Below are 23,537 nucleotides of genomic sequence, written 5' to 3'. Positions count from 1 at the left end.
ATGCTGACAATCCTGTTCGACGGCATCGCCTATGGCATGCTTCTCTTTGTTCTCGCCTGCGGATTGTCGGTCACGCTGGGCCTGATGAATTTCGTCAATCTCGCGCATGGCGCCTTCGCGATGGCCGGCGGCTACATCACCGTTATCATGATGAACCGCTACGGCATCTCCTTCTACTGGTGCCTGCCAGCCGCCTTCATTGTAACAGCACTTGTCGGAGTAGCACTCGAACGGCTGCTCTACCGCCGCCTCTATTCGTCATCGCATCTCGATCAGGTGCTCTTCTCCATCGGTCTCGTCTTCATGTCGATCGCAGCAATCGACTATTTCATGGGGGGCCAGCAGCAGCTCATCAATCTGCCGCCGGAACTCAGCGGCCGCTTTGGCTTTTTGGGCATCGATATCGGCCGCTACCGGCTCTTCATCATTGTTATCTGCGCGGTGCTGACCATCGCGCTGCAACTGGCGCTCACCCGCACCCGTTTCGGCAGCCAGCTGCGCGCTGCCGTCGATGACGGGCGCGTCGCTCGTGGTTTGGGCATCAACGTATCCGTCATTTTCGCGCTGACCTTCGCACTCGGCTCCGGCCTTGCCGGCCTCGGCGGTGCGCTTGGCACTGAACTGCTCGGCCTCGATCCGAACTTTCCGCTGAAATATCTGATCTATTTCATGATCGTCGTCACTGTCGGCGGCACCTCGTCCATCACTGGCCCCTTCATTGCCGCGCTCCTGCTCGGCATCGCCGATGTCGCCGGCAAATATTACGTTCCACAGCTCGGCGCCTTCATCATCTACGCCGTCATGATCCTTGTGCTGATCCTGCGGCCCCATGGCCTCTTCTCCCGGGAGGGCGGCCGATGAGCGGCGAATGCAACAACGCCTCCAAGGAAGCCATGGGGCTCTTGATGCGCGCCGACCGCTGGCAAATCTGGGAATTTGCCCTCTGGCTGGTCGCTATTGCCGCAATCTTCGTCCTGCCGTCGCAAATGCTGATCCTGACGGAGATAGCTATCCTGGCGCTCTTTGCGATCTCACTGGATCTCATCCTCGGTTATGCCGGTATCATTTCACTCGGCCATGCCGCCTTGTTCGGCCTCGGAGCCTATACGGCCGGCCTCTTTGCCATCCATGTCTCCGGCGAGCCGGTTATCGGCCTGCTGGCAGCCGGCCTCGCCAGTGGCCTCTTCGGATTCCTGACGAGCTTCCTCATCCTGCGGGGCTCCGATCTGACGCGCCTCATGACCACCTTTGGCGTCGCAATGCTGCTCGCTGAAGTCGTCAATCAGGCAGCCTGGCTCACCGGCGGCGCCGACGGACTGAGCGGTGTGATGCTGAACCCGATCCTCGGTTATTTCGAATTCGATCTCTGGGGCCGGACCGGCTACATTTACTGCCTGATCGTGCTTGTCATTCTGATCTATGTCGCCCGCCGCATCGTCAATTCGCCCTTTGGCCTGTCGCTGAAGGCGATCAAGCGCAACCAGCGCCGCGCCTCCATGCTCGGCATTTCGCCCACCCGTCGCATCGTCGCGATTTACACGATCTCGGCCGTATATGCCGGCATCGCCGGCGCGCTGCTGACCCAGACAACCAGCTTCGTCTCGCCTGACGTACTCGCCTTCCACCGCTCAGCCGAGGTGCTGCTGGTGCTCGTCATTGGCGGCGTCGGTTATCTCTATGGCGGCGTCTTCGGCGCGGTCGTATTCTCCATTCTGCGCAACTGGCTATCAGTCATCACACCGCAATATTGGATGTTCTGGATCGGCCTCGTGCTCATCATCATGGTTCTGATCGGCCGCGAGCGTCTGACACGCTGGCAAACCCTCCTGCCGGGCTCGGCGCGCAAGCGCGAGGCCCGGGTACAGCACGCCGTCGCGGAGGAAAGCAAATGACGCTCGCCCTCGAAACCCGTCATCTCGTCAAACGTTTCGGCGGCTTCGTCGCCACTAACGATGTCTCGCTGCAGGTTCGCCAGGGCGCTCGCCACGCCCTGATCGGCCCAAATGGCGCCGGCAAGACCACGATCATCAACCTGCTGACCGGCGTTCTGTCGCCGAACAGCGGCCAGATCCTGCTCGGCGGCGACGATATCACCGGCCTGTCTTCCTATCGCCGCGTCGGCAAGGGCCTCTCGCGCACCTTCCAGATCAACCAGCTCTTCGGCGATTTCACGCCGCTCGATTCCGTCATGTTGGCGATCAGCGAGCGCAAAGGCCATGGCCGCTTCGCCTGGCGGTCGCTGTCAGCGGACCGCGAGGTCGCCGATGAAGCAGCCTCCCTTCTGGAGCGCTTTCGCCTCCTTGATGTCATGGGCACTCAGACAACGCTGCTGCCCTACGGCAAGCAGCGCCTGCTGGAGATCGCACTGGCGATTGCCATGCAGCCGAAAGTGTTGCTGCTCGACGAGCCGGCCGCCGGCGTCCCGGAAGAGGAGCGCCACGAGGTTCTCGGCATCGTCCGCGAACTGCCGGCCAATGTCACAGTCGTGCTGATCGAACACGACATGGATCTCGTCTTCTCTTTCGCGGACCGCATCTCGGTGCTCGCCGCCGGCGCGCTTTTTGCCGAGGGAACCGTCGCCGAGATCTCCAGGGATCCGCAGGTGAAAGCCATCTATCTCGGGGAGGATGCCTGATGGCCGAACTGCTGCGGGTCGAGCGTCTCATCGCCGGTTATGGCGAAGCGCATGTGCTGGCCAAGGTGGATTTCACGCTGGAAGAAGGCCATTCGCTGGCATTGCTCGGCCGCAACGGCGCCGGCAAGACCACTCTGCTCAACACCATCATCGGCGTCACCACCCACCACGCCGGCTCCGTTCATCTGCAGCAGCGCGACATCACGCGGCTGCGGGCCGAGCAGCGCGCGCCGCTCGGCATCGGCTGGGTGCCGCAGGAGCGCAACATCTTTCGTTCGCTGACGGTGGAGGAAAATCTGACGGCAAGCGCCCGCCCCGGCGCGTGGAATGTCACCCGCGTCTATCACATGTTCCCACGCCTGCAGGAACGCCGCCGCAATCTTGGCAACCAGCTTTCGGGCGGCGAGCAGCAGATGCTCGCCATTGCTCGCGCATTGATGCTCAATCCAAAAGTCCTGCTGCTCGATGAACCGTTGGAAGGCCTCGCTCCAATCATTGTCGACGAGCTTCTGGCCGCACTTCGCCGCATCGTCACCGGCGAAGGCATGTCGGCGATCATCGTCGAGCAGAAGGCACGCAAAGTACTGCCGCTGACGGATGAGGTTATCGTGCTCGAACGTGGCGCGGTTACCTACCGCAATACGTCCGAAGCGCTTCTGGCCTCACCGGAGACCCTCGACGCGCATCTCAGCGTCTAAAGCATGTCGCGCAAAAGTGTGCAGCGGTTTGCGATAACAACATGCGAAAACAATAGCTTAAAGCGTTGCATGCAACGCTTTAAGAATCAAATCTCGCGCGGCGGCACGCGGGTGATCCGCGCACCAAGCGCATTCAGCCGCTCCTGGATCCGCTCGTAGCCGCGTTCGATCTGCTGGGCATTGTTGATGACGCTGGTGCCTTCGGCGCACATGGCGGCGATCAGCATCGCCATGCCGGCACGAATGTCAGGGCTCTCCACCTGCGCAGCGCGCAACCTGGAAGGACCAGCGACAATCGCGCGATGTGGATCGCAAAGCACGATGCGTGCACCCATGGCGATCAGCTTGTCGACGAAGAACATCCGGCTTTCGAACATTTTCTCGAACATCAGCACGACGCCATCGCATTGCGAGGCAGTCACGATGGCAATCGACATCGTATCGGCCGGAAATGCCGGCCAGGGCTGGTCTTCGATCTTCGGAATATGCCCGCCGAAATCCGGCTGAATCTTCATCTCCTGCCCGGCCGGCACCACGAGATCGTCGCTCTCGATGCGGCAGCGGATGCCGAGACGTTCGAAGGTCATCAGCGTTGAACGCAGATGCTCCACACCTGCCCGACGAATGACGATCTCGGAACCGGTGACGGCAGCAAGGCCGATCAGCGAGCCTACCTCGTTGTGATCAGGACCGATGCGGTGTGACGCACCGGCAAGCGGTTGGCCACCGTGGATAATCATAGTATTGGTGCCGATGCCCTCAATCTTCGCGCCCATGGCAATGAGGAAATGCGCAAGGTCCTGAACATGGGGCTCGGACGCGCAGTTGCGCAGGATCGTCTTACCCTTGGCGGCCACAGCCGCGCACAGCGCGTTTTCCGTCGCCGTAACCGAAGGTTCGTCCAGGAACACGTCGGCGCCGCGAAGGCGCTCAGCCCGGAAGCTGTAGGAACCGTTGACGTTGATTTCGGCGCCGAGCTGCTCGAGCGCCAAGAAGTGCGTGTCGACACGGCGGCGGCCGATGACATCACCGCCCGGCGGCGGCAGCGTGATCTCGCCGCAGCGTGCCAGCATCGGCCCGGCCAGCAGGATGGATGCGCGGATGCGGGCGCAAAGGCCGGGGTCGAGATCGGCAGGCTTGAGATCGCTCGCTTCGATTTCGAGTTCATTGCGGCCGAGCCAGCGTGCCTCCGCGCCGACGGACTGGATCAGCTCGACCAGCGCCTCGACATCGCGGATGCGCGGCACGTTGGTCAGATACACGAGCTTGTCGGTCAGCAACGACGCGGCAATAATCGGAAGCGCGGCGTTCTTGTTGCCGCTCGGTTGGATCTCGCCGGCAAGACGGTGCCCGCCTTCAACGATATACTGAATTCGCTCATGCGGCTGGGCCTGTGCCACTGATGTCATCCTTGTTCGATTCGATTTTTCAGAGGGCATATCTGCGTTGTCATTGTGACATCGAAGTGATCGCCGATCGGGAAAGAGTGGCTGTTTTTAGCGCCGCCATTGACCGGCGGCTACCCTAGGAACGCATAAAAACGGCGCCCTCCCAGGCGCCGTCGTGAACACCGTGGATGGTGGTGTCGAATCTCAGCTCTTCTTGCTACGCCAGCTGTCGGCATAATTCTCGCGAGCTTCACGGGAATAGGGGGTGGGTGAAACACGCACGCGGATTTCCGCCTGCTTGTGTGGCTCGACCGAGGTCTTGCCGGAACCGCCGTCGGGTTCACCCCAGACGAGCGTCAGAACGTCGCCGACCTTGACGTCGGCATCGACGATGCCGAGCGAGAGCATGCAGCGTTCGTTGTAGCTGTAGCCGTTGAACATCGACATGCCGACCATCTTGCCGTCACGCATGATCTTGTCGGCACTGGTCGAAGCATAGTTCGGCTGCGGGAAATCGATCCACTTGAAATGATCCTCCCCCGGACGGAAAGCCGAGGCGATGACGTTGACGACATCTTCGGCATTCCACTCGAAAGTCACCTTCTTGCGGCTTGTCTGCCCCTTCAGCTTCTCCAGCGCGGACTTGCCGATGAAGTCGTCCTTTTTCCAGCCGATATAGAAATCATAGCCGAGTTCGAACGGATTGACGTAGTAGTCCTCGATATTGCTGGAAACGAAGCTGCCGCCGATGGCACCTGTTGCCTCGTAGCTGTCGGCGCCCAGCCAGTCGCGATAGGCCGCCAGCATGCCATCACCGGTATAGATGCCCGGCAGCGGCGACGGGATCCAGCCGGATTCCAGCGTATTGGTCGAATAGGCGCGGCTGCCGCAGCGCACCAGATCGACACCGGCTGCCTTCGCCGATTCCAGGATCACCGAGAGAATATAGGCCTTGTCTTCGTAAGGACCCCAGATTTCCAGGCCCGGCGCGCCGGACATGCCGTGGCGCAGCGCATTCACCGTCTTTGAGCCGACCTTGATCTTATCGACATGGAAGAACTTGATATCCGGGATCGGCCCGCCATTCATCTTCTCGAAAATTTTCGGGGCATCCGGTCCCTGGATCTGATAGCGGTAATGCGTACGCAGCACACGTTCGCCTTCCGGTCGCGAGGGCGAACGTGGATCATATTTCAGCCGGACATTCCATTTGCCGTAAGCGGCGCAGAACATCAGCCAGTTCGATGTCGGCGAGCGGCCGACGAGGATGAACTTGTCCTCACGCTCGCGGAAGATGATCTGATCACCGATGACATGACCGTTTGGTGTGACCGGCACGAAATGTTTGGCGCGGTTTGTATCGAAATTCGAGAAGGAGTTGATGCCGTGATAGGCAAGAAACTTCTCCGCGTCAGGGCCTTCAACGGTGAGTTCGTCCATATGGTGCGACTGGTCGAAGAGGACGGCGGAGTTGCGCCATGCTGCCTGCTCCGAGCGCCAGTTGGAAAACTCGGCCGCAACGACCGGGTAGACATACATCCCGATTTTGGAATTGCGCAGCAGCTCAACTGTATTACCGGCCGACTTCAAAACTTCTGATAGGCTCGATTTCGCCACCTGATATCCTCCCATTGGTATGCGATAATGTATACATGAAATGCCCAATGCAATCAGATTGCAAGTCCATTTTCTGCCGGCCGAGCAGCCATCGATACGACGAAAACGAAAAAGGACGGCCGTAAGCCGCCCCTGCAGATCGCGATTTGCCTGCAATTAGCGATGGATGAGCGCAAGCCCCCTGATCTGTTCGATCAGGGCTGGGTCTTCCGCCAGAATGTATTCAAGATTGCGTCGGGCCGTGCGGGCATGCTCCCTGGCAATCGCCTCCGCGCGGCTGCCTTCGCGCGCCTCGATCGCGCTGACGAGCTCTCTGTGCTGGTCCTGCGCGGACCGGAGCGAACGGCGGAAGGCCGCAATATCCGCCTTGTCGGGCAGGAAAGCCGATGGCGAGGCAAAGGGTAGCGAACTTGCCCGCTCTACCTCACGCCGAATGATCTCGCTGCCGGCGAGCGCGGCGAGCTGATGGTGGAATTTCTCGTTCAGATCGGAATAGGCGTCGAAATCGACATCGTCGAGCTGCTCGCCGAAACAGTCGTCGAGCCTGAGCACGGTCCGCTTGATATCTTCTAGCGCATCGGGCGCAACGCCGCGCTCGGCCGCAAGTCTTGCCGCCATGCCTTCCATCACACCGCGCACTTCGATGGAATCGACCACATCCGCAAAACCGAAACGACGAACCACGAACCCGCCATTCGGCAGACGATCCAGCAGCCCCTCCTCAGTCAGTCGCGACATCGCCTCGCGCACCGGCGTACGCGAAATATCGAGCGCCTCCGCCAACGGAACTTCGAAGAGCCGCGTACCGCCCTGCAATTCGCCGCTCAAAATCTTTTCCCGCAACTCGATAACAGCGCGACGGCCATGCGTTGCGGCTTCACTCTGCTTCATCAGCGCCCTCCCAATCCCCGGCTAAATGTATATAGCAGCGCGAACGCATACAAAACCCCAGCCTAAATCAGCATGCTATCACAGAATTGTATGCATCATAGCAACACCCCCCTGTCAAAACAGTATTTATCGCAACAGAACGCAGCCGTCTCTTGACATGATGTATACATTTATGATGTCTGATTTACGGGAGGAAAAATAATGGCAACGCTCGTGCTCATTCCAGGGCTCGTGTCTGACGGCATTGTCTGGGCACCGCTTGCCGACGCCGTAGCGCATCGGATGCCAGTGCACGCGGCCAATGTTTCCCACACTTCCTCGATATTGGGCATGGCGGAGAGCGTTCTCGCCGACACTGAAGGCAACCTGATCGCCGTCGGCCATTCCATGGGCGGCCGTGTAGCCATGGAAATGGCACGCATCGCGCCGGATCGTATCCGAGGATTGGTGCTCGCCAACACCGGCCACCACCCGAAACGCGAGGGCGAGGAAATCAGGCGTCAGCAGATGATCGATCTCGGCCACCGCAGCATGGAGAGCCTGGCCGACGAGTGGCTGCCGCCCATGGTAAACCCTGCCAGTCTGTTGGATACCGGACTGATGACCAGCCTGCACGCTATGGTGCTGCGAGCCGGTCCTCATGTGCATGAGCGGCAAATCCGCGCGCTGATCGACCGACCGAATGCCGGCACTTATATGGCCGAACTCAGCTGCCCCATCCTGCTCGTCGCCGCGCGCCACGACGGCTGGAGCCCGATTACCCAGCATCAGGAAATCGCCGACGCGGCACCGAATACGGAACTCGTCATCATCGAAGATGCCGGCCACTTCGCCCCGGTGGAGCGGCCCGCCGAAGTTACGGCCGCAATCATCGGCTGGCTGACGCGCAGATTTGGAGGAGTGAATGCTTGAGAAGACCGCGACCATTCCCGATACGCCGCTCTTCGATCGAGCCGGCTCGATCCGTGGCTATCGGCTCAACAAGATGGCGATGGCGCTCAGTCAGCCGGAGAATCGCGAAGCCTTCAAAGCGGACGAAGATAGCTACCTCGCTCGGTTCGGCCTGGGTGACGAAGAGAAGACCGCTGTCAAAAATCGTGACTGGCGCGAAATGGTGCGCCTCGGCGGCAATCTGTTCTTCATCCTCAAGATCGCCGCTGTCGACCCGACGCCGATCACGGAGATCGGTGCCGCACAGGCCGGCATATCGCACGAGGATTTTCTCTACGGAAGATTGGGGAAGAAGAGACATGGCTAAGATCATCGGCGGCCTCGGAACAAGCACGTCCCCTCGATCGCCGCCGCACTCGACAAAGGCCTGCGCGACACGCCCGACTGGAAGCCTTTCTTCGACGGCTACGAGGCCGGCAAGCAGTGGATGCGCGAGGCGCGACCCGATATCGCCGTCGTTGCCTTCAACGATCACGGCAACAGCTTCTTCCTCGACCGTGTGCCGACCTTCGCCGTCGGCGTGGCGGAGACCTATCATCCGGTCGATGAAGGTTGGGGACCGCGGGCCATTCCGAGCTTCGAAGGCGCCGTCGATTTCTCCTGGCATTTCGTCGACAAGCTTGTCGAGCGTCATTTCGATCCGCTGATCTGCCGCGAAATCGAGGTCGATCACGGCCTGCAGGTGCCGATGGCGCTCTTCTTCGGCCGGCCGGAACGCTGGCCCGTCAAGGTCCTGCCGATCTGGGTGAACACAATCCAGTACCCGATCCCGACACCGCAGCGCTGCTGGGAGCTGGGCAAGGTGCTGCGTGAGGCAATTGAAAGCTGGCCGGGCGACGAACGCGTCGTCATCCTCGGTACCGGTGGCCTGTCGCACCAGCTTCAAAGTGCCCGCGCCGGATTCATCAACCAGGCAGCCGACCGCGCCTGGCTGAATGGCATTGCCATCAATCCGGAAACCTACAGCGCCATGAGCCGCGAAGATTACGTCGAGCAATTCGGTTCCGAAGGCGCCGAACTCATCATGTGGCTGGTCATGCGTGCTGCGATGGACGAGCGGGTCAACCTCATCCACAAGCACTATCATGCCCCGGCCTCCATGACCGGCGCCGGCATGGTCGTTCTGGAAAACGCCGCCTGATGCCCGCCTACTTCCTCATGCGCTGCCTGCATCACGCCGGTCAGGATGCGGCCCGCGATCTCCACCGGCCCGCTCATCGCGCCTGGGTGCAATCCGGTGGCGAGGGCCTTACGATCGTGTTGATCGGCTCTGCTCTCCAAGATGAGAACGATACCGCCATTGGCAATTTTGGCATATTGGAAGCGACCGGTATCTCAGAGGCGAAGGCCTTTGCAGAAGGCGACCCCTTCAACAAGGCAGGTATCGTGGCAAAGATCGAACTGACGGCGCTGCCCGCGACATTCCAGGCCGGACGCATCAGCGATCCGATGACGCCACGAGCATAGATCCGGGTTCCGCCAGGAGCGGTAGGGATGCCCCGGAGAGGGGCGATGAGGGGGCCGGCGAAGCAAGAGAGGGAACGGCCGGAACGCGAGGGACGGTCGCTTGCGAGCTACGGCCCCCTCACCCAAGCCGTGACGGACCCTTGCTTGCTCAGCTCTTGTCCGGCTTCAATCGAAGCTCCAGCACGCGTGCGACGGATTCTTCCAATCCTTCGGTCTGATCAACGCCGCAGCCGCCCATGCGCTCCTGCACTTCGGCGATCTCTGCCGCCAACCCGCCGCGAAGCCCGAGTGCATTGAGCGTTGCGGCACTCTCTCGCATTTCAGCCGCTCGCCGCCGGCCATGCCGGGTCGTCCGCTCCATCTGGTATTCGGCAAATTGCGGCCAGCTGAGACCGGGGAAAGAACCGGAGAGCGAGGAGAGGATTTCGTCGTAGCAACCGGATGCCTTTGCCGCGAGCAAAGCCTCGACGGTGATCGCCTCCAGTCCCTTCACGAAAAGCGAACGTACCATCTTGATCGCTGTCGCGGCACCGGGCGCTATGCCTACAATCTCGGCAGCAAAACCGAGGCCCAGAAGTTCAGGCAACAATCTTTCGGCCGGCGCTCCGGCAAGCAGTACCGGCGTCTGGTGCTTTCGCGGATGCACCGGCGCCATGACGGCCATATCGAGATAATCGCCGCCGGTCGCTTCCACAGCGGCGGCCGTTTCCCGCTTTCTGCCGGGAGAGACCGAATTGATATCGATCACCACCTGCCCTTGGCGCAGGTTCGGCAGGAGCGGCTCGATTGCCAGCAGGCTTTGATCGGCTGTGACGGCGCTGAACACCCAGTCAGCCGCCGAAAGCCCGGCAATAGTCTCCGAAATCTCGGCGCCGCGCGTCCGCATCGCGTCCCGCACGGCCTCTCCATTGGAGGCGAGCAGGATATCATAGGCAATGAAGCGCAGGTCAGGCCGGCTGAGTCCCTCGTGAAATGCCCTCGCCGCTTCGCCGTACCCAAGAAATCCGATCCTCATGCCAGCCTCCACCTGCAGGGGTCACGTCGCGCCCGCGTGCTGCGCCTATGCAAAGACATATCCATCAAAAAGCTTGCGAGCGGTGCGCAGCACGGCCGCACCAGTCACCACACCATCCCTGACCGTTGCAATCACGCTCATCTCGCCGGTCGGATGCTCGACCGAGATCAGCTTCTCGCCGCCATCGGGCACGACAGCCAGTTCTGCTGCCGGGCCTTCCGGCAGCAGGCAGGCCGTTGCCACACTGACGGCACCGAGCACGCCGATCGCATCATGGCAACGATGCGGAATGAAGGTGCGCGTCGAGATTGCACCGCCGGCTTTTGCAGGCGAGATCATGGTCATCTTCGGCACCGATTTCTTCGTGACATCACCGAGATTCATCTTCGGTCCGGCCTTTAGCCGGATCGCCTCAAGCTTCGACCGCAGTTCCTTATTGGCTTCGAGCTCGTCAGGCGTTTCCGTACCCGCGATGCCGAGATCGCTGGCCAGCATGACGACACAGGGCATACCGTTGTCGATCAGCGTGCACGCGATACCTTCCATGATATCGACCGCGTGCCCCGTCGGCAGAAGCGCACCGCAGCTCGAACCCGCGGTATCGGCAAAAGTGATCGGCACTGCAGCTGCCGCGCCCGGCACGCCGTCGATACGGGCATCCCCTGCATAGGTCACGCGACGACCCGGCGTTGATATCTTCGCGGTAGCGATCTGGCCGGTATTTTCCATGAAGATGCGCACATCCGTCTGCCCATCCCCAGCCTCGATCAGGCCGCGCTCGATGGCGAAGGGTCCGACACCGGCAAGGATGTTGCCGCAGTTCTGCGCATCGGTGACGATTGGCTCATCGACGAAAACCTGCAGGAAGAGGTAATCAACGTCGACGCCGAACCGCTCCGACCGTTTTATCACGGCCACCTTGGACGTCAGGGGGTCTGCACCTCCCATACCGTCGATCTGCCGTGGATCGGGCGACCCCATGACGCGGAGCAGAAAATCATCGCGGTCCTTCGGCAGGTCTTCTGCCAGAAAATAGCCGCCCTTGGACGTGCCGCCGCGCATCCACATGCAGCGTACACCCTCTGGCGCAATGGGCTTAGACATATTTCAGCCCCTTCTCCGCCAGTCGCTCCCGCATCTTATAGATATCAAGACCGAGTTCGCCGGCGGCAAGCCGCCGCCGCTTGTCTTCTTCTGCCGCAACACGCTGCTCCGCCTTTGCGGCAACCTCGGCCGCCTCTTCCCGCCGCACGACGCAGACCCCGTCGTCATCGGCGACCACAACGTCGCCGGGATTGACCAGCGCGCCGGCGCAGACGACTGGAATATTGACCGAACCCAGCGTCTCCTTGACCGTGCCCTGCGCAAAGATCGCCTTGGACCAGACCGGGAAATTCATCGTCTTGAGATCGGCAACGTCGCGCACACCGGCGTCGACCACGAGCCCGCGGCAGCCTCTTGCCATGGCCGACGTTGCCAAGAGATCGCCGAAATAGCCATCCTCGCAAGGGCTGGTCGGGGCGAGCAGCAGGAGATCTCCTTCCCTGATCTGTTCGATGGCCACATGCAGCATCCAGTTGTCGCCTGCAGGCGCGGAAATGGTAACGGCGCTCGCCGCAATCCTAGCGCCTGGATAAATCGGCCGCATGTAGCTCGCAAGCAGTCCCTTGCGACCCTGCGCCTCATGCACGGTCGCCACCCCGCAGGCAGCGAGGCGATCGATGACGGACTGCTCCGCCCGCTCGATGTTCTGAACGACGACACTCATCAGAGTTCATCCACGGTTCGCGGGAAGACGGACTGGAAGCCTTCAGCATGCGTCGCCTTGCGGCCGCCCGATTGACCGCCGGAATTGCGCATGAAGTGGTTGCCGCGGTTTTCTGCGACGTTCTTGTAATATTGCCAGAGGTGTTCCTGCCCCTCCATGCACTGGATCGCCGCCCACTTCTTCTCCCAGACCGGTGAAATATCGAGGAAGACGTCAGGCTTCCATTCCATCTGCTCGGTCTGGTGCGGCTCGAAGAGATAGAGCTGTGGTGCACCGAGGATCTTCTCGCCGGGATTATGCCCCCAGGCCTGCGCGATCATCCGAGCTTCGAGCGCCACCTGCGTCGCATACATGTGATCGGTATTGTAGGGATCCCACTTGGAATGGCTGAGCATGAATTCCGGCTGCACGGCACGGATCACATCGACCAGCCGGAACTTTGCCTCCTGATCGACGACCAGCGGATAGTCGCCGAGATCGAAGAACTGGATATCGTGCACACCAAGCGCCTTGGCCGCATTTTCGGCCTCGACGCGCCGCCCCGCCTTCACCTTCTCCAGCGTCATCCCGGCATTCTTCCAGAGCTTGGCGCTCTCGCCGCGTTCGCCGTAGGACAGGCAGAGGACGGTGACCTCGTAACCCTTTTCCTGATGCAGCGCGATCGCGCCGCCGCAGCGCCAGACGAAGTCCGCTGAATGGGCGCTGATGACCAAGGCCGTCTTTGCCATGAACTAGTCCTTCCTCGCCACAGGCGGCGTGCCATGCGTATGAAATGTTTCGATCGTCTTCAGGCCCCAGGCCTGACCCTTCTTGCGTTCCGTCTCCGTCCAGGTGACGGTCGGCCAGTCGGGCCTCAGGATCAGCCGCGCGCCGGCGTTGGCGAGCTCGACGCGATTGCCCGCCGGCTCCCAGACATAGAGGAAGAAGGTGCCCTGGATTGCGTGCTTGTGCGGTCCAGTTTCGATATGAACCCCGTTTTCCAGGAAGATATCTGCGGCACGCAGTATGTCCTCGCGCTGATCGACCGCATAGGTGACATGGTGGAAACGACCCCTCGCCCCCGTATGGTCCTCGGAATAGGCGATATCATAGGTCTTGTTGTTGACCGTGAACCAGCAGCCGCCAAGCCGTCCGTTGTCGAGCTGGATCTGCTCCGTCACCCGGCTGCCGAGCGCCCTGGTCATGAAATCACGGATCGCCCTGACATCGCTTGCAAGCAGATTGATATGATCGAGCCGACGCGGGCAGCAGCCACGGCCATGGTAGCGCTGCGCGATATTCTTCAGCGCCGGACGCTCGCCCTCGGGCGCCTCATAGATTTGCGTGTCGTAATAGAGCTCGAAAATATGGCCGTCCGGATCGGTGAAGCGATAGGCACGCCCATGCCCCGCATCGCCCTCCACCCAGCCGATACCGCAGCCCATCTTTTCGATCGCCTTCACCCGCCGTTCCAGGGCTTCCGGCGACCAGGTGCGATAGCCGACATGGCCGACACCGGTCGTATGGTGGCGCACAAGCTTCAACGTGTGGAATTCGTAATCGTCGAAGGCACGCAGATAGGCGACGCCGTCTTCGATCAGGCTGGGGGTGAGCCCGTAGACCCGCGTGAAGAAATCGAGGCTTTGCTCGAAACGGTCGCTATAGAGCTCCACATGCCCGAGATGGGCGACATCAAAGCAGGATTCGGTCATGCGACAAATCCCTGGTAGCCGCCTCGCCGGCCTTCAAAAATCTCATGATGATCCTCCTCGCGGGCGACCGCCTCCACATTCGTTTGCTGTCGAAAACACTAGGAAGGATGTCGGCAACAGACAATTTAGTTCTGCTGACGGGTCATAAGCTGGGGTTACAGATGACCATGGAAGCGGGCGGAAAGGACGGCCGCCAAAACTCTCCTCCGACGACCACCGACCCGGCCAGAAACTGTCGCGGATCAGGCCGCTTTCATGCAATTCAGTTCCCATTTCCGCGACAGAATGCATACTTATAATGCGATATGCCTGCTGAATTTCGGCAATTAATACGAATATCGACTCATAATGATTGAATTTGACTTTGTAATGTATACATTTTGAAGTGCGGAGGAGCGCTCGAAGGGAGCGAGGAAATGGCCTTACTAAATTTCGCCGGCAAGTCGAGAGGGCACGCTCCGGAACCGGAATTCGCAGACATGCTCGCCGGCTGGTCGATCGAGATCATGCCGCGCACCGCCGCTAAGATCGATGATTTCCGCGCGCTTCTGCCGATCGGGACACGTGTCTATATCGCACACCTCGACGGAACCCCGATCGAGGACATGGTGACGACGGCAAGGCGGCTGAACGCGCAGGGTTTTCCAGTCATGCCGCATATCCCGGCCCGCAGCATTCCCGATCGCAGCACGCTGGCAGAGTGGCTCGCACGCTACCGCAGCGAAGCCAATGTCCGCCAGGCGCTGCTGCTCGGCGGCGGCAGGGTTACGCCCATAGGCGATTTTCACAGCTCGATGCAATTGATCGAGACCGGCCTTTTCGATCATCACGGCTTCACGCATCTGCATTTTGCCGGCCATCCGGAGGGCAGCCGTGATGTCGATCCGGACGGATCGACTGCCCTTGCCGATCAGGCACTCCGCTGGAAGCAGGATTTCGCTTCTCGAACCGATGCGAAACTCGCCCTCACAACCCAGTTCACCTTCGACGCTCAACCTGTCATCGACTGGGCGGAGCGTATTCAGGAGGCCGGTGTCACAATGCCCATTCATATCGGCATCGCCGGCCCGGCAAAACTCCAGACATTGATCAAATACGCGATCTCCTGCGGTATCGGTCCATCCATGAAGGTGCTGCATAAGCGCGCCATGGACATAAGCAAACTGCTGCTTCCCTATGAACCAACCGATCTCGTCGCTGCCCTTGCCGATCATAAGGCGAGAAAGCCGGAAAGCCTCATCAGCCGGCTGCACATCTTCCCTCTAGGCGGCATCCAGGTGGCGGCAGACTGGATGAACAAACACCGTTCCGTCGAAACACCTATCGCGCTACCCTGATGGCGCCCGGCCGCGGGCTTTCAGGAAGATCCATGCCGACGCCGACCCATCCGAACCTCCGCCACATCAGGCTATTCGTCGCTTGCGCCGAGACCGGCTCGCTGACATCGGCGGCAGGTACCCTCGGCATCACCCAGCCGGCAGCCTCACAGGCCTTGCGACGACTGGAGGAGTTTCTGGACGCGCCCCTTATCGCGCGCGACGCCATGGCGCTAACGGCGGAAGGAACGATCGCCCTGCAGCGGTTGCGCCGCCTTTGTGACCTCATCCACCAGGCCTGTACGCTGATAGCAAAAGCGGCGAGCGGTATCATCGAAACGCGTCTGACGTGGTCGCACCTGCACGCCATCACGGGTTTTGCCGAGCACGGCAGTTTCAGCGCCGCTGCCCGCATGCTGGAACTATCAGAACCAGCCGTGCAGCGCGCCGCCCGCGAAGCAGAAGCTACGATCGGCATTCCCCTCTTCGAAAACTCCGGCAGGAATGTCCGCCTGACCTCCAACGGACTTTCCGCCGCTCGCTGGTTCAGCCTGACACTTTCCGAATTCGAAAGCCTGCGTGATGAACTCCTGGAGGCTCGCAACCACTATGCCGGCCGTATTTCGATCGGCACGCTGCCGCTGACCCGCACTTTCCTCGTACCCGACGTAATCGCTCTTCTCGCCAACCGCTATCCGCATGCGCGCTTCGAAATCATGGAAGGCAGTTATGAAGTCCTGATTGACGCCCTCGAGCGTGGCCGTATCGATATCCTCGTCGGCGCGTTGCGAAAGAACCTTGTCTCCAAGACACTGCGTCAGGAGCCACTCTTCGATTTCGAACTCAGCATCGTCGGACGGGCCGACCATCCGCTGAAACAGTGCCGGGAGATCGCTTCGAAGGATCTCGCGGACTATCCCTGGGTCGTCGCCCGCCGTGACACGCCTTCGCGCGAGACCTTCAACGCCATGGCCGCGAGCTTTCCTGCAGACAAGCCTGCACGCCAGAGCATCGAAACCGGGTCGCTCAATGCGATCAGGGGCGTGCTCCTGAAATCCGATCATCTGGCCCTGCTCTCCCGCCATCAGATCCGCTATGAACTGCAGGCGGGCTTCCTCTCCGTGATCAATTATCCGCTGCCGGCTTCCCGCCGCCCTGTCGGCGTCACGTTGCGCTGCCACTGGCTGCCGACAGCCCTTCAGGCAGAATTTCTGACTTTATTGAGGGAGTACTCGCTAGGGCTGGACTAGTCTTTGCGTCCCTCTTCCGGACTTTCGGCAAGCGACACAACGCAATATGTTGCTGCGCCTGACCCTCAGGGAAAGTGCATATGAGGCAAGAAAAATACCGCGTGCTCGTGACCAGCAATGCGCTGGCGAAACCAGCCTGCGAAAGATTGGAACAGGCTGGCATCTCACTCGAATTCACCAATGCGATGCCGGACGAGCGGGCTCTCCTCGAAGCCGTCAGTAAGCGACCGATCCACGCAATCCTGTTGCGCGGCAACCCGCCGATCACGCGCCGGATCATCGAAACGGCAACCTCTCTGAAGATCATCGCCAAGCACGGCGCTGGCGTCGATAGCGTCGATCTGCAAGCCGCCCGCGATGCCGGTGTCGCGGTCACGACGGCCGGGGAAGCCGGCGCCAGTGCGGTTGCCGAACTGGCGCTTTCGATGGTCATGGCTCTGGGCCGAGACTTACCGCGGCTGAGCGATCGCATGCGAAACGGTCATTGGGACCGAGGTGGGTATCAGAGCCGCGAACTTTCAGGCAGAACGCTTGGCATCGTCGGACTCGGCCTTATCGGCGGACGACTGGCGACAATGGCGCATGCGCTGGGCATGAGGGTGATTGCCGCGAGACCGGGTGGCGCACCGCGTACGGAAGGCCTTCCCGTGACCGCGGTTGCCTTCGAGGAGCTATTGGAAACAGCCGATATCATCAGCCTCCATTGCCCTGCAAAGCCGGAAACAGCGGGCCTTATCGGCGCGGCAGCGATCAGCCGGATGAAAGCAGGCGCGCTGCTGATCAACACAGCCCGCGGCGCATTGGTGGATGAGCGAGCCGTTGCCGCAGCGCTGCATTCCGGCAAGCTTGCGGGCGCTGCCTTCGACACTTTTTCGGAAGAGCCGATCAATCCGGAAAATCCGCTGCTGAAAGCGCCGAACGTCATCCTGACGCCGCATATCGCCTCGCAGACGACGGCTGCCGTCGAGCGGACGGGGCTTCAGACCGCAGACAACATCATTGCTGCACTGTGCGGGACGGAGGTCGAACCCGCATTCTGAACATCAATGGTTCCCCGCGTAACGCGAGGAGCCATCCCGTCAGACGGGTGCGCGCGGATCGTGCCGCGCGAGACGGCGCAGCAGATAATCGACCTCGGCGCGCGCCGTGGCACTGAGCGCACTTCCGGGTTTGCGTTGCGCATCCGAGGCGATGACACCCCGGCGCATGAGCACATGCTTGCGCACGGCGAGACCGATGCCGAGCTGCTGTTCATAGCGGATCAACGGCAGATGCGCGTCGAAAAGATCATGCGCGTCGTCACGTTTGCCGGCAGCAAAGAGGCCAACCAGTTCGACCAGCATATCGGGGAAACCGTAGCCGGTCATGGCGCCGTCCGCGCCGCGTTCCGGTTCGAAATCGAGGAACATGCCGCCATTGCCGCAAAGGATCGAGAAAGGCCGCAACTCGCCGGCTTTCTGCATGGCGCGCAGCTTCGAAATCTTCTCCAGCCCCGGCCAGTCCTCATGCTTGAGCATAACGCAGGAGGGGTGATCGGAAATGATCTTCGCAATCACGCTCGCCGACATAACGACCGTCAGCGTTAGCGGGTAATCCTGCAGTACCCAGGGAACGTCAGTACCGATGGCTTCGACCGCCTGCGCAAAATATTGGACGATCTGCTCGTCGGTGCGGAGCGCCGGTGGCGGCGCGATCATGACACCGGCGGCCCCCATGTCCATCGCATCCCGGGCAAGCGAGCGCATCGCCGCAAAACCCGGCGCCGAGACGCCGACGACGACCGGCACCGTCGAGCGACCGACGACCTGGCGGATGATCGCCCGCGATTCAGCGGGCTCCAGCTTCGGCGCTTCGCCCATGATACCGAGGATCGTCATGCCGGTGACGCCACTATCCTGATAGAAGTCGGTCAGCCGATCGATCGACGGCGGGTCGAGGGTGCCGTCCTGCAGGAACGGCGTGGTTGCGATTGCGTAGACGCCCTTTGCGTCGGTCCCGAAGCTCATTGTGCGTCCTTCCATGCCTGATAGCGTGCCTTTGTTTCGGCATTCATGGGATAGAGACCGGGAAGCGGTACGCCCCGGTCGATTTCGGTCATGATCCAGCCTTCCATACGCTCCTGTTCCGGCGCTTCGGCAAGCACGGCATCGAGGAGTCCCACCGGGATCAGCACTGCCCCGTCCTTATCGGCGACGACGACATCGCCAGGAAAGACTGCAACACCACCACAGGCGATCGGCTGTTGCCAGCCGACGAACGTCAATCCGGCAACGGAAGGCGGCGCCGCCATGCCGTCACACCAGACAGGCAATCCGCTGGCGAGCACGCCTTCCAGATCGCGCACCACGCCATCCGTAACGAGAGCCGCAACCTTGCGCTTCATCATCCGGGCACAGAGAATGTCGCCGAAGATGCCGGCATCCTGCACGCCCATCGCATCGACTACGGCGATACAACCTTCCGGCATATCCTCGATTGCCGCTCGCGTGGAGATTGGCGAGGCCCAGCTTTCGGGCGTTGCCAGATCCTCGCGCGCCGGCACGAAACGTAACGTGAAAGCGGGACCGACCACACGTTCCTGGCTAGGCTTCAACGGCTTGGTGCCGCGCATCCAGACATTCCTCAGCCCCTTTTTCAGGAGCACGGTCGTCAGCGTCGCCGTGGAGACGCCTTTCAGGGTCTCGATGGCTGCTGGATCGAGAGACATTTATCGCACCTCATATGCTCTGGATGAGCCCGCCATCGATGCGGATGACGGAGCCGGTAATATACGATGCACGCGGGCTCGCCAGAAAAGCAACCGTGTCCCCATATTCCTCCGGCCGCCCGTAACGCCCAACCGGGATGGAGGCGGTGCTTTCCGCGGTGACCTCTTCCACGGGCCGGTTCTCGCGCTTGGCCTTCTGTTCATCGAGAAAGGTAATGCGGCCGGTCGCGATACGCCCCGGCAACACAATATTGGCGGTGATCCCGTCGCGGCCGATCTCTCGGGCAAGCGTTTTCGACCAGCCGACCAGTGCCAGGCGCAGGCTGTTGGAGATCCCGAGATTGGCGATGGGCGCCACGACGCCCGAGGAGGTGGACGTGATGATACGACCCCAGCCGCGTGCCTTCATGCCGGGCAGCACCGCATCCGTCACGGCAATCACCGAGCGCACCATCATGTCGAAATATTTCGACCAGGTTTCGGCCGCCTGGCCGGCAGCCGGCGTCGGGGGCGGTCCACCCGTATTGTTGACGAGGATATCGACGGGTCCGAAAGCCTCGGAGACCGAAGCCAACCTTGCCTCGATCACGGAGAGATCGGCGATATCCCAGCCGATGGCCAGTGCCTTTCCCCCTGCGGCAACAATGCCTTCCGCCGTCTTTGCGGCAGCGGCCTCATCGATATCGGCAACGGCAACCCGAACGCCTTCGGCAGCCAGCGAGCGAGCGATCGCGCCACCCAATCCACCGCCTGCGCCAAAGACCAGCGCGGTCTTTCCATTCATTTGCATATCCAAGGCAGATACTCCTGTTCCGCTCGCATTATGGCGATCGCAAGAAGAAGAAAAATCTCGCCTTTTCTGATTTCAGAAGATAGAAAATCTATTCTTATGGAGACCCGCTTTCTCGATACTTTTCTTCTGGTTGCCGAACTTGGATCACTGGCGGAGGCCTCCCGCCGCCTTGGCATAACACCTGCCGCCGTTGCCCAGCGCATGCAGGCATTGGAAGACGATGTCGGCGTGCCACTGTTGACCCGCGTCGGCCGCCGCGTCCGGCCCACCGATACAGGTCACGCCATCATCGAAAAAAGCCGCAGGATTCTCGCTGAAGTCCGCGATCTGCGCAGCCTCGCCAATGCCGATCTGCCATCAGGCGAACTTCGCCTCGGCGCCATCACCACCGCGCTGACAGGCTTGCTGCCGTCCGCCTTGCATGAGGTCTTCGCCAGCATGCCGCTTGTCGAGGTCTTCTTGCTGCCCGGCCCCTCCACCGATCTCTATCAGAGGCTGATTGACAGGGATATCGACGCGGCGATCCTCGTGAAGCCGCCCTTCCTGATACCGAAGACATTGGAGTGGGAGCTCTTGCGGGCCGAACGCTTGGTTCTGCTCGCCCCCGCCGGTTGTCAGGGCGAGAACCCGCACGATCTTCTGAAAACCCGCCCCTTCATCCGCTACGATCGCAATAATTGGGGCGGACGCCTCGCCGATGAATATTTGCAGAAACAGGGCCTGAAGCCGGCCGAACGTCTGGAACTCGACTCGCTGGAAGCGATCTCGGTCATGGTTGCCAATGGGCTCGGTATTTCGCTGGTGCCGGATTGGGCGAGGCCCTGGCCGGAAGGCCTCAACATCGCCATCCTCGAACTGCCCGTGCCGTTCCCACCACGCGAGGTCGGTTTGCTGTGGCCGCGCAGTTCGCCATCCCGCCGGCTGACCGGCATCGTGCTCGATGCGCTGAAACGCTCGCAGACTGGTATCCGGCTCTAGCCGTTATCCGCCGGAAACCAGGCTCTTCCGCTGATAGACATGAATGTAGTCGACCAGCAGATAGGACGGATTCGGCGTTTCATCGATCGGCCAGCCCGATCCGAGAGCCAAATTGACCAGCGGATAGAAGGGCATCTGGAATTCTGGCGGCGTATCGAAACTCCAGAGCGGCTTGCGGTCCAGATAGAAGGTTGATCTCTGCAGGCCGATATCGACACCGAACGTATGGTAGTCGTTGCTGAGCGAACCTTCGGGCACATTCGTCAAATGGCCGTCCGTCGTGTGCTGGTTGCTTGGGCGCCAGACGTGATAGCCCATGCTGAACTCGCCGGGCGCACGCCCGTAATATTCGATCACGTCGATCTCCGAGGTGAACTTGGAGCGATCGAGCCCAATCAGCCAGAAAGCCGGCCAGACACCCTTGCCAGGCGGCAGCTTCATGCGCGCTTCGAAATAGCCGAACTTCTGCGAGAAGCCCTCGCCCTTCGGATTGGTCGAGGCGAGCAGACCGGAACGCCATTTACCATCCGCCTCTTTCCGCGCCTCGATCCGCAAGATGCCATCATTGACCGTGAAGGGGAAACCATCCATCGGATCGGTAAAACGCGCATCCCCAAAATCACCGTTCCACGGTGTATGAGCAATCCAGCGTGATCCATTCTCGCCCCACGCCGAAACGTCGAGCGTGTTGAAGTCTTCGGCAAAGGTCATCTGGAAATTGTCAAGGTTGAGCGGCTCTTCTGCCTCGCTGGGCCGCGGGCCTGGTGGGCCGAAAAGGCCGATAACGATCAGAAGCGCAAATCGTCCGGCAAATTTCGCGTGATGCATTTTTCTCTCTCCCGGAGAACTCGACTCCGTCGCAGGGTTTTGCGATCCGGTCATGAAACGACAACCCCGTTTCGCCAGGGCGTGAACTTCCTGATGACGATGGCTTCCAGCCCGTCGGGTTGCCCGACGGTCTGCCACAGCAAGAGCGAACAGATCCAGAAGATCGCAAGCGCAGCGCCGGTGCAAAGGCCGACGCCGGCGATAAGCTCAATACCGAGAGGCATCGCAGTCAGGACAGGCTGAACCCAGAGCAGGAAACCGATCATCGGCAAGCTGGCTGCAAGCGGCCGAACGAATGCGTAAAGCTGTGCGCCGATCGAAGCGCCGATCAGCCGCTGTGTGATGAGAAGGCAGACGACATAGGCAACGACGGCGGCGATGACGCGCGCCACCAAGGCCCCGTCAAGCCCGAACATCACCACGCCGAGCACAGTAACCGGCGCCCTAACTGCAAATTCCGCGAACATCCGCAGAGCCACATAGCGGGTCTTGTCGAGAACCATCACGAGCGGCGGCATGATGGTCGTCGGCAGGCCGATCAGGCTGACGATGCAGAACCATTGCAGGATTGGTGCCGCAGAAGCCCATTTTTCGCCGACCACAATGCGCAGGATCGGTTCTGCCAGGAAAATGATGACCAGCAGAATGGGCGACGCCACGACCATGATCGCATTGGTCGCCTTCAGATAGGCGGTAATCTGTTTGCTCCGGTCGCTGACATTGGAAAATGCAGCCATCAACGGACGCATCAGCGGACCGACGAATGTTTGATAGGGAATGCCTGCGAGATTGTCCGCGACGCTGAATGCGCCATAGGTGGAAAGGCTTGTAAAGCGCGGCAGCAGCAGCCGGTCCATCTGCCAGTTGAGCGAGTTCAGAACCTGCGAAACTGTGTTCCAGCCAATCATGTCCTGGAAGTGCTTCCATTCCGAGAGGCTGAGCCTCGGCCGCATGGGCGCGAAGATATAGGAAACGATGGTCGCCGCCGTCGGTCCGGCGACGGCCCCGATCGCCAGTCCCCAGTAGCTGTCGGTCGCAAGCGCAACGCCAACGCCGAAGATCAACGTCGATCCCTTGGTAATAAGATCGAGGGCGAATTCGCGCCGGAAATCGAACCGCTGCATGAAGAGCACCATGCGTGGGCTGATCACGCTCCGCATCGCAGGTGCGATCGAGATCACGGCAACCAGAGAAAAAAGTCGCGGATCGTTGTAGATGAGAGCCATCGGCCAGGCGATGATGATCAGCAGCAGGCTGATCGCCGTGCCTCTGATGAGGCTTAATGTGAAGGCAGTGGCAAACATCCGCTCGGACGGCGCCGCAACGCGCACGAGCGCCTGGGTGAGCGGCAGGTCGAGGACCGCCTCGACGATGACAAGAACCGACGTGGCAATAGCGACGATCCCAAAATCGGCCGGACTCAGGAGCCTCGCGAGAATGAGCAGGCTCACGAAATCGAGCAGTCGTGCCAGGAATTTTCCGCTGATTGTCCAGATGCTTGCTGTCGCGGTCCTATGCGATATGCTCGACACGATCTATTCCTT

General features: G+C 60.8%; 25 protein-coding genes. 12 read left to right on the top strand and 13 right to left on the bottom strand.

Features of this window, described 5'->3' with window-relative positions; all coding sequences use genetic code 11:
• The 4 genes from EV281_RS11835 to EV281_RS11820 are packed head-to-tail and all read left to right on the top strand — an operon-like array spanning nucleotide 1 to nucleotide 3,333.
• On the top strand, nucleotides 1-861 hold the full coding sequence (locus EV281_RS11835; RefSeq protein ID WP_132653298.1) for a branched-chain amino acid ABC transporter permease: 861 nt from the start codon (nucleotides 1-3) through the stop codon (nucleotides 859-861).
• A complete protein-coding gene (locus EV281_RS11830; protein WP_132653297.1) occupies nucleotides 858-1,892 on the top strand; it encodes a branched-chain amino acid ABC transporter permease in 1,035 nt (344 codons plus the stop codon). The genes EV281_RS11835 and EV281_RS11830 overlap by 4 nt, the downstream gene beginning before the upstream one ends.
• Nucleotides 1,889-2,635, top strand: a complete 747-nt coding sequence (locus EV281_RS11825) for an ABC transporter ATP-binding protein (protein ID WP_132653296.1) — start codon at nucleotides 1,889-1,891, stop codon at nucleotides 2,633-2,635. Before EV281_RS11830 ends, EV281_RS11825 begins: the two co-directional genes overlap by 4 nt.
• Complete coding sequence (locus EV281_RS11820; RefSeq protein ID WP_132653295.1) at nucleotides 2,635-3,333, top strand: ABC transporter ATP-binding protein; 699 nt, start codon at nucleotides 2,635-2,637, stop codon at nucleotides 3,331-3,333. Before EV281_RS11825 ends, EV281_RS11820 begins: the two co-directional genes overlap by 1 nt.
• An 86-nt stretch (nucleotides 3,334-3,419) precedes the next feature.
• Here EV281_RS11820 and murA read toward each other — a convergent pair whose 3' ends face one another.
• From murA to EV281_RS11805, 3 genes are all read right to left on the bottom strand, one after another.
• The gene (murA, locus tag EV281_RS11815; RefSeq protein ID WP_245508259.1) at nucleotides 3,420-4,733 is read right to left on the bottom strand and encodes a UDP-N-acetylglucosamine 1-carboxyvinyltransferase; all 1,314 of its coding nucleotides are present in this window, start codon (nucleotides 4,731-4,733) and stop codon (nucleotides 3,420-3,422) included.
• Nucleotides 4,734-4,925: 192 nt separating this feature from the next.
• The gene (locus tag EV281_RS11810; RefSeq protein ID WP_132653293.1) at nucleotides 4,926-6,338 is read right to left on the bottom strand and encodes an aminomethyltransferase family protein; all 1,413 of its coding nucleotides are present in this window, start codon (nucleotides 6,336-6,338) and stop codon (nucleotides 4,926-4,928) included.
• Between the two features lie 156 nt (nucleotides 6,339-6,494).
• Nucleotides 6,495-7,229 carry a GntR family transcriptional regulator gene (locus EV281_RS11805; protein WP_132653292.1) on the bottom strand — a complete coding sequence of 245 codons (735 nt, stop codon included), beginning with the start codon at nucleotides 7,227-7,229 and terminating at the stop codon, nucleotides 6,495-6,497.
• Between the two features lie 201 nt (nucleotides 7,230-7,430).
• Between EV281_RS11805 and EV281_RS11800 the strand changes: the two genes are divergently transcribed.
• The 4 genes from EV281_RS11800 to EV281_RS11785 are packed head-to-tail and all read left to right on the top strand — an operon-like array spanning nucleotide 7,431 to nucleotide 9,647.
• Nucleotides 7,431-8,141, top strand: a complete 711-nt coding sequence (locus EV281_RS11800; RefSeq protein ID WP_132653291.1) for an alpha/beta hydrolase — start codon at nucleotides 7,431-7,433, stop codon at nucleotides 8,139-8,141.
• On the top strand, nucleotides 8,134-8,487 hold the full coding sequence (locus tag EV281_RS11795; protein ID WP_132653290.1) for an extradiol ring-cleavage dioxygenase: 354 nt from the start codon (nucleotides 8,134-8,136) through the stop codon (nucleotides 8,485-8,487). Before EV281_RS11800 ends, EV281_RS11795 begins: the two co-directional genes overlap by 8 nt.
• Before the next feature lie 36 nt (nucleotides 8,488-8,523).
• A complete protein-coding gene (locus EV281_RS11790) occupies nucleotides 8,524-9,321 on the top strand; it encodes a class III extradiol dioxygenase family protein (protein WP_348631026.1) in 798 nt (265 codons plus the stop codon).
• On the top strand, nucleotides 9,321-9,647 hold the full coding sequence (locus tag EV281_RS11785; protein ID WP_132653289.1) for a YciI family protein: 327 nt from the start codon (nucleotides 9,321-9,323) through the stop codon (nucleotides 9,645-9,647). Before EV281_RS11790 ends, EV281_RS11785 begins: the two co-directional genes overlap by 1 nt.
• Before the next feature lie 148 nt (nucleotides 9,648-9,795).
• Here EV281_RS11785 and EV281_RS11780 read toward each other — a convergent pair whose 3' ends face one another.
• Genes EV281_RS11780 through EV281_RS11760 form a run of 5 tightly spaced genes read right to left on the bottom strand, consistent with a single transcriptional unit; the run spans nucleotide 9,796 to nucleotide 14,121 of the window.
• Nucleotides 9,796-10,662 (bottom strand): DUF1932 domain-containing protein, encoded by an 867-nt coding sequence (locus EV281_RS11780; RefSeq protein WP_132653288.1) that lies wholly within the window; start codon nucleotides 10,660-10,662, stop codon nucleotides 9,796-9,798.
• Between the two features lie 45 nt (nucleotides 10,663-10,707).
• Entirely contained in the window at nucleotides 10,708-11,754 is a 1,047-nt protein-coding gene (locus EV281_RS11775) for a 4-oxalomesaconate tautomerase (RefSeq protein ID WP_207896874.1), read from the bottom strand.
• A 4-nt stretch (nucleotides 11,755-11,758) separates the two neighbouring features.
• The gene (locus EV281_RS11770; protein ID WP_207896871.1) at nucleotides 11,759-12,430 is read right to left on the bottom strand and encodes a 4-carboxy-4-hydroxy-2-oxoadipate aldolase/oxaloacetate decarboxylase; all 672 of its coding nucleotides are present in this window, start codon (nucleotides 12,428-12,430) and stop codon (nucleotides 11,759-11,761) included.
• Nucleotides 12,430-13,158: a PIG-L deacetylase family protein gene (locus EV281_RS11765; protein ID WP_132653286.1), complete on the bottom strand. Its 729-nt coding sequence runs from the start codon at nucleotides 13,156-13,158 to the stop codon at nucleotides 12,430-12,432. The genes EV281_RS11770 and EV281_RS11765 overlap by 1 nt, the downstream gene beginning before the upstream one ends.
• Before the next feature lie 3 nt (nucleotides 13,159-13,161).
• Nucleotides 13,162-14,121, bottom strand: coding sequence for a VOC family protein (locus EV281_RS11760; RefSeq protein WP_132653285.1), 960 nt, complete (start codon nucleotides 14,119-14,121; stop codon nucleotides 13,162-13,164).
• A gap of 416 nt (nucleotides 14,122-14,537) precedes the next feature.
• Between EV281_RS11760 and EV281_RS11755 the strand changes: the two genes are divergently transcribed.
• The 3 genes from EV281_RS11755 to EV281_RS11745 all read left to right on the top strand — a co-directional run bounded on the left by EV281_RS11755 (nucleotide 14,538) and on the right by EV281_RS11745 (nucleotide 17,727).
• The gene (locus tag EV281_RS11755; RefSeq protein WP_132653284.1) at nucleotides 14,538-15,458 is read left to right on the top strand and encodes a methylenetetrahydrofolate reductase; all 921 of its coding nucleotides are present in this window, start codon (nucleotides 14,538-14,540) and stop codon (nucleotides 15,456-15,458) included.
• Nucleotides 15,459-15,490: 32 nt separating this feature from the next.
• Nucleotides 15,491-16,687, top strand: coding sequence for a LysR family transcriptional regulator (locus EV281_RS11750; protein WP_165911880.1), 1,197 nt, complete (start codon nucleotides 15,491-15,493; stop codon nucleotides 16,685-16,687).
• Nucleotides 16,688-16,767: 80 nt separating this feature from the next.
• Nucleotides 16,768-17,727: an NAD(P)-dependent oxidoreductase gene (locus EV281_RS11745; protein WP_132653282.1), complete on the top strand. Its 960-nt coding sequence runs from the start codon at nucleotides 16,768-16,770 to the stop codon at nucleotides 17,725-17,727.
• Nucleotides 17,728-17,766: 39 nt separating this feature from the next.
• On the opposite strand, the gene EV281_RS11740 is transcribed toward EV281_RS11745, so the two are convergent.
• Genes EV281_RS11740 through EV281_RS11730 form a run of 3 tightly spaced genes read right to left on the bottom strand, consistent with a single transcriptional unit; the run spans nucleotide 17,767 to nucleotide 20,184 of the window.
• Entirely contained in the window at nucleotides 17,767-18,693 is a 927-nt protein-coding gene (locus tag EV281_RS11740) for a dihydrodipicolinate synthase family protein (protein WP_132653281.1), read from the bottom strand.
• A complete protein-coding gene (locus tag EV281_RS11735; protein ID WP_132653280.1) occupies nucleotides 18,690-19,394 on the bottom strand; it encodes a ribonuclease activity regulator RraA in 705 nt (234 codons plus the stop codon). The genes EV281_RS11740 and EV281_RS11735 overlap by 4 nt, the downstream gene beginning before the upstream one ends.
• Before the next feature lie 10 nt (nucleotides 19,395-19,404).
• Complete coding sequence (locus tag EV281_RS11730; protein WP_132654260.1) at nucleotides 19,405-20,184, bottom strand: SDR family oxidoreductase; 780 nt, start codon at nucleotides 20,182-20,184, stop codon at nucleotides 19,405-19,407.
• A gap of 99 nt (nucleotides 20,185-20,283) precedes the next feature.
• On the opposite strand from EV281_RS11730, the gene EV281_RS11725 reads away from it, so the two are divergent.
• The gene (locus EV281_RS11725; protein ID WP_132653279.1) at nucleotides 20,284-21,165 is read left to right on the top strand and encodes a LysR family transcriptional regulator; all 882 of its coding nucleotides are present in this window, start codon (nucleotides 20,284-20,286) and stop codon (nucleotides 21,163-21,165) included.
• Nucleotides 21,166-21,168: 3 nt separating this feature from the next.
• Here EV281_RS11725 and EV281_RS11720 read toward each other — a convergent pair whose 3' ends face one another.
• Nucleotides 21,169-21,993: a glycoside hydrolase family 16 protein gene (locus tag EV281_RS11720; protein ID WP_132653278.1), complete on the bottom strand. Its 825-nt coding sequence runs from the start codon at nucleotides 21,991-21,993 to the stop codon at nucleotides 21,169-21,171.
• Between the two features lie 50 nt (nucleotides 21,994-22,043).
• Nucleotides 22,044-23,525, bottom strand: coding sequence for a lipopolysaccharide biosynthesis protein (locus EV281_RS11715; protein WP_132653277.1), 1,482 nt, complete (start codon nucleotides 23,523-23,525; stop codon nucleotides 22,044-22,046).
• Nucleotides 23,526-23,537 lie beyond the last annotated feature (12 nt).

The organism is Rhizobium sp. BK418, from assembly GCF_004341105.1.
In the GTDB taxonomy this organism is placed as follows: domain Bacteria; phylum Pseudomonadota; class Alphaproteobacteria; order Rhizobiales; family Rhizobiaceae; genus Rhizobium.
The sequence above is the reverse complement of the archived record's forward strand: the minus strand, read 5'-3'. Positions and strand labels throughout refer to the sequence as shown.

Excerpts from the sequence above, each read along its gene's own strand:
- EV281_RS11750 (WP_165911880.1), top strand. The coding sequence starts at position 15,491 with ATGCCGACGCCGACCCATCCGAACCTCCGCCACATCAGGCTATTCGTC.
- EV281_RS11745 (WP_132653282.1), top strand. The coding sequence starts at position 16,768 with ATGAGGCAAGAAAAATACCGCGTGCTCGTGACCAGCAATGCGCTGGCG.
- EV281_RS11795 (WP_132653290.1), top strand. The coding sequence starts at position 8,134 with ATGCTTGAGAAGACCGCGACCATTCCCGATACGCCGCTCTTCGATCGA.
- EV281_RS11820 (WP_132653295.1), top strand. The coding sequence starts at position 2,635 with ATGGCCGAACTGCTGCGGGTCGAGCGTCTCATCGCCGGTTATGGCGAA.
- EV281_RS11765 (WP_132653286.1), bottom strand. The coding sequence starts at position 13,158 with ATGGCAAAGACGGCCTTGGTCATCAGCGCCCATTCAGCGGACTTCGTC.
- EV281_RS11825 (WP_132653296.1), top strand. The coding sequence starts at position 1,889 with ATGACGCTCGCCCTCGAAACCCGTCATCTCGTCAAACGTTTCGGCGGC.
- EV281_RS11770 (WP_207896871.1), bottom strand. The coding sequence starts at position 12,430 with ATGAGTGTCGTCGTTCAGAACATCGAGCGGGCGGAGCAGTCCGTCATC.
- EV281_RS11725 (WP_132653279.1), top strand. The coding sequence starts at position 20,284 with ATGGAGACCCGCTTTCTCGATACTTTTCTTCTGGTTGCCGAACTTGGA.
- EV281_RS11805 (WP_132653292.1), bottom strand. The coding sequence starts at position 7,229 with ATGAAGCAGAGTGAAGCCGCAACGCATGGCCGTCGCGCTGTTATCGAG.
- EV281_RS11760 (WP_132653285.1), bottom strand. The coding sequence starts at position 14,121 with ATGACCGAATCCTGCTTTGATGTCGCCCATCTCGGGCATGTGGAGCTC.
- EV281_RS11835 (WP_132653298.1), top strand. The coding sequence starts at position 1 with ATGCTGACAATCCTGTTCGACGGCATCGCCTATGGCATGCTTCTCTTT.
- EV281_RS11785 (WP_132653289.1), top strand. The coding sequence starts at position 9,321 with ATGCCCGCCTACTTCCTCATGCGCTGCCTGCATCACGCCGGTCAGGAT.
- EV281_RS11740 (WP_132653281.1), bottom strand. The coding sequence starts at position 18,693 with ATGAGCTTCGGGACCGACGCAAAGGGCGTCTACGCAATCGCAACCACG.
- EV281_RS11800 (WP_132653291.1), top strand. The coding sequence starts at position 7,431 with ATGGCAACGCTCGTGCTCATTCCAGGGCTCGTGTCTGACGGCATTGTC.
- EV281_RS11720 (WP_132653278.1), bottom strand. The coding sequence starts at position 21,993 with ATGCATCACGCGAAATTTGCCGGACGATTTGCGCTTCTGATCGTTATC.
- EV281_RS11830 (WP_132653297.1), top strand. The coding sequence starts at position 858 with ATGAGCGGCGAATGCAACAACGCCTCCAAGGAAGCCATGGGGCTCTTG.
- EV281_RS11755 (WP_132653284.1), top strand. The coding sequence starts at position 14,538 with ATGGCCTTACTAAATTTCGCCGGCAAGTCGAGAGGGCACGCTCCGGAA.
- EV281_RS11730 (WP_132654260.1), bottom strand. The coding sequence starts at position 20,184 with ATGCAAATGAATGGAAAGACCGCGCTGGTCTTTGGCGCAGGCGGTGGA.
- EV281_RS11735 (WP_132653280.1), bottom strand. The coding sequence starts at position 19,394 with ATGTCTCTCGATCCAGCAGCCATCGAGACCCTGAAAGGCGTCTCCACG.
- EV281_RS11780 (WP_132653288.1), bottom strand. The coding sequence starts at position 10,662 with ATGAGGATCGGATTTCTTGGGTACGGCGAAGCGGCGAGGGCATTTCAC.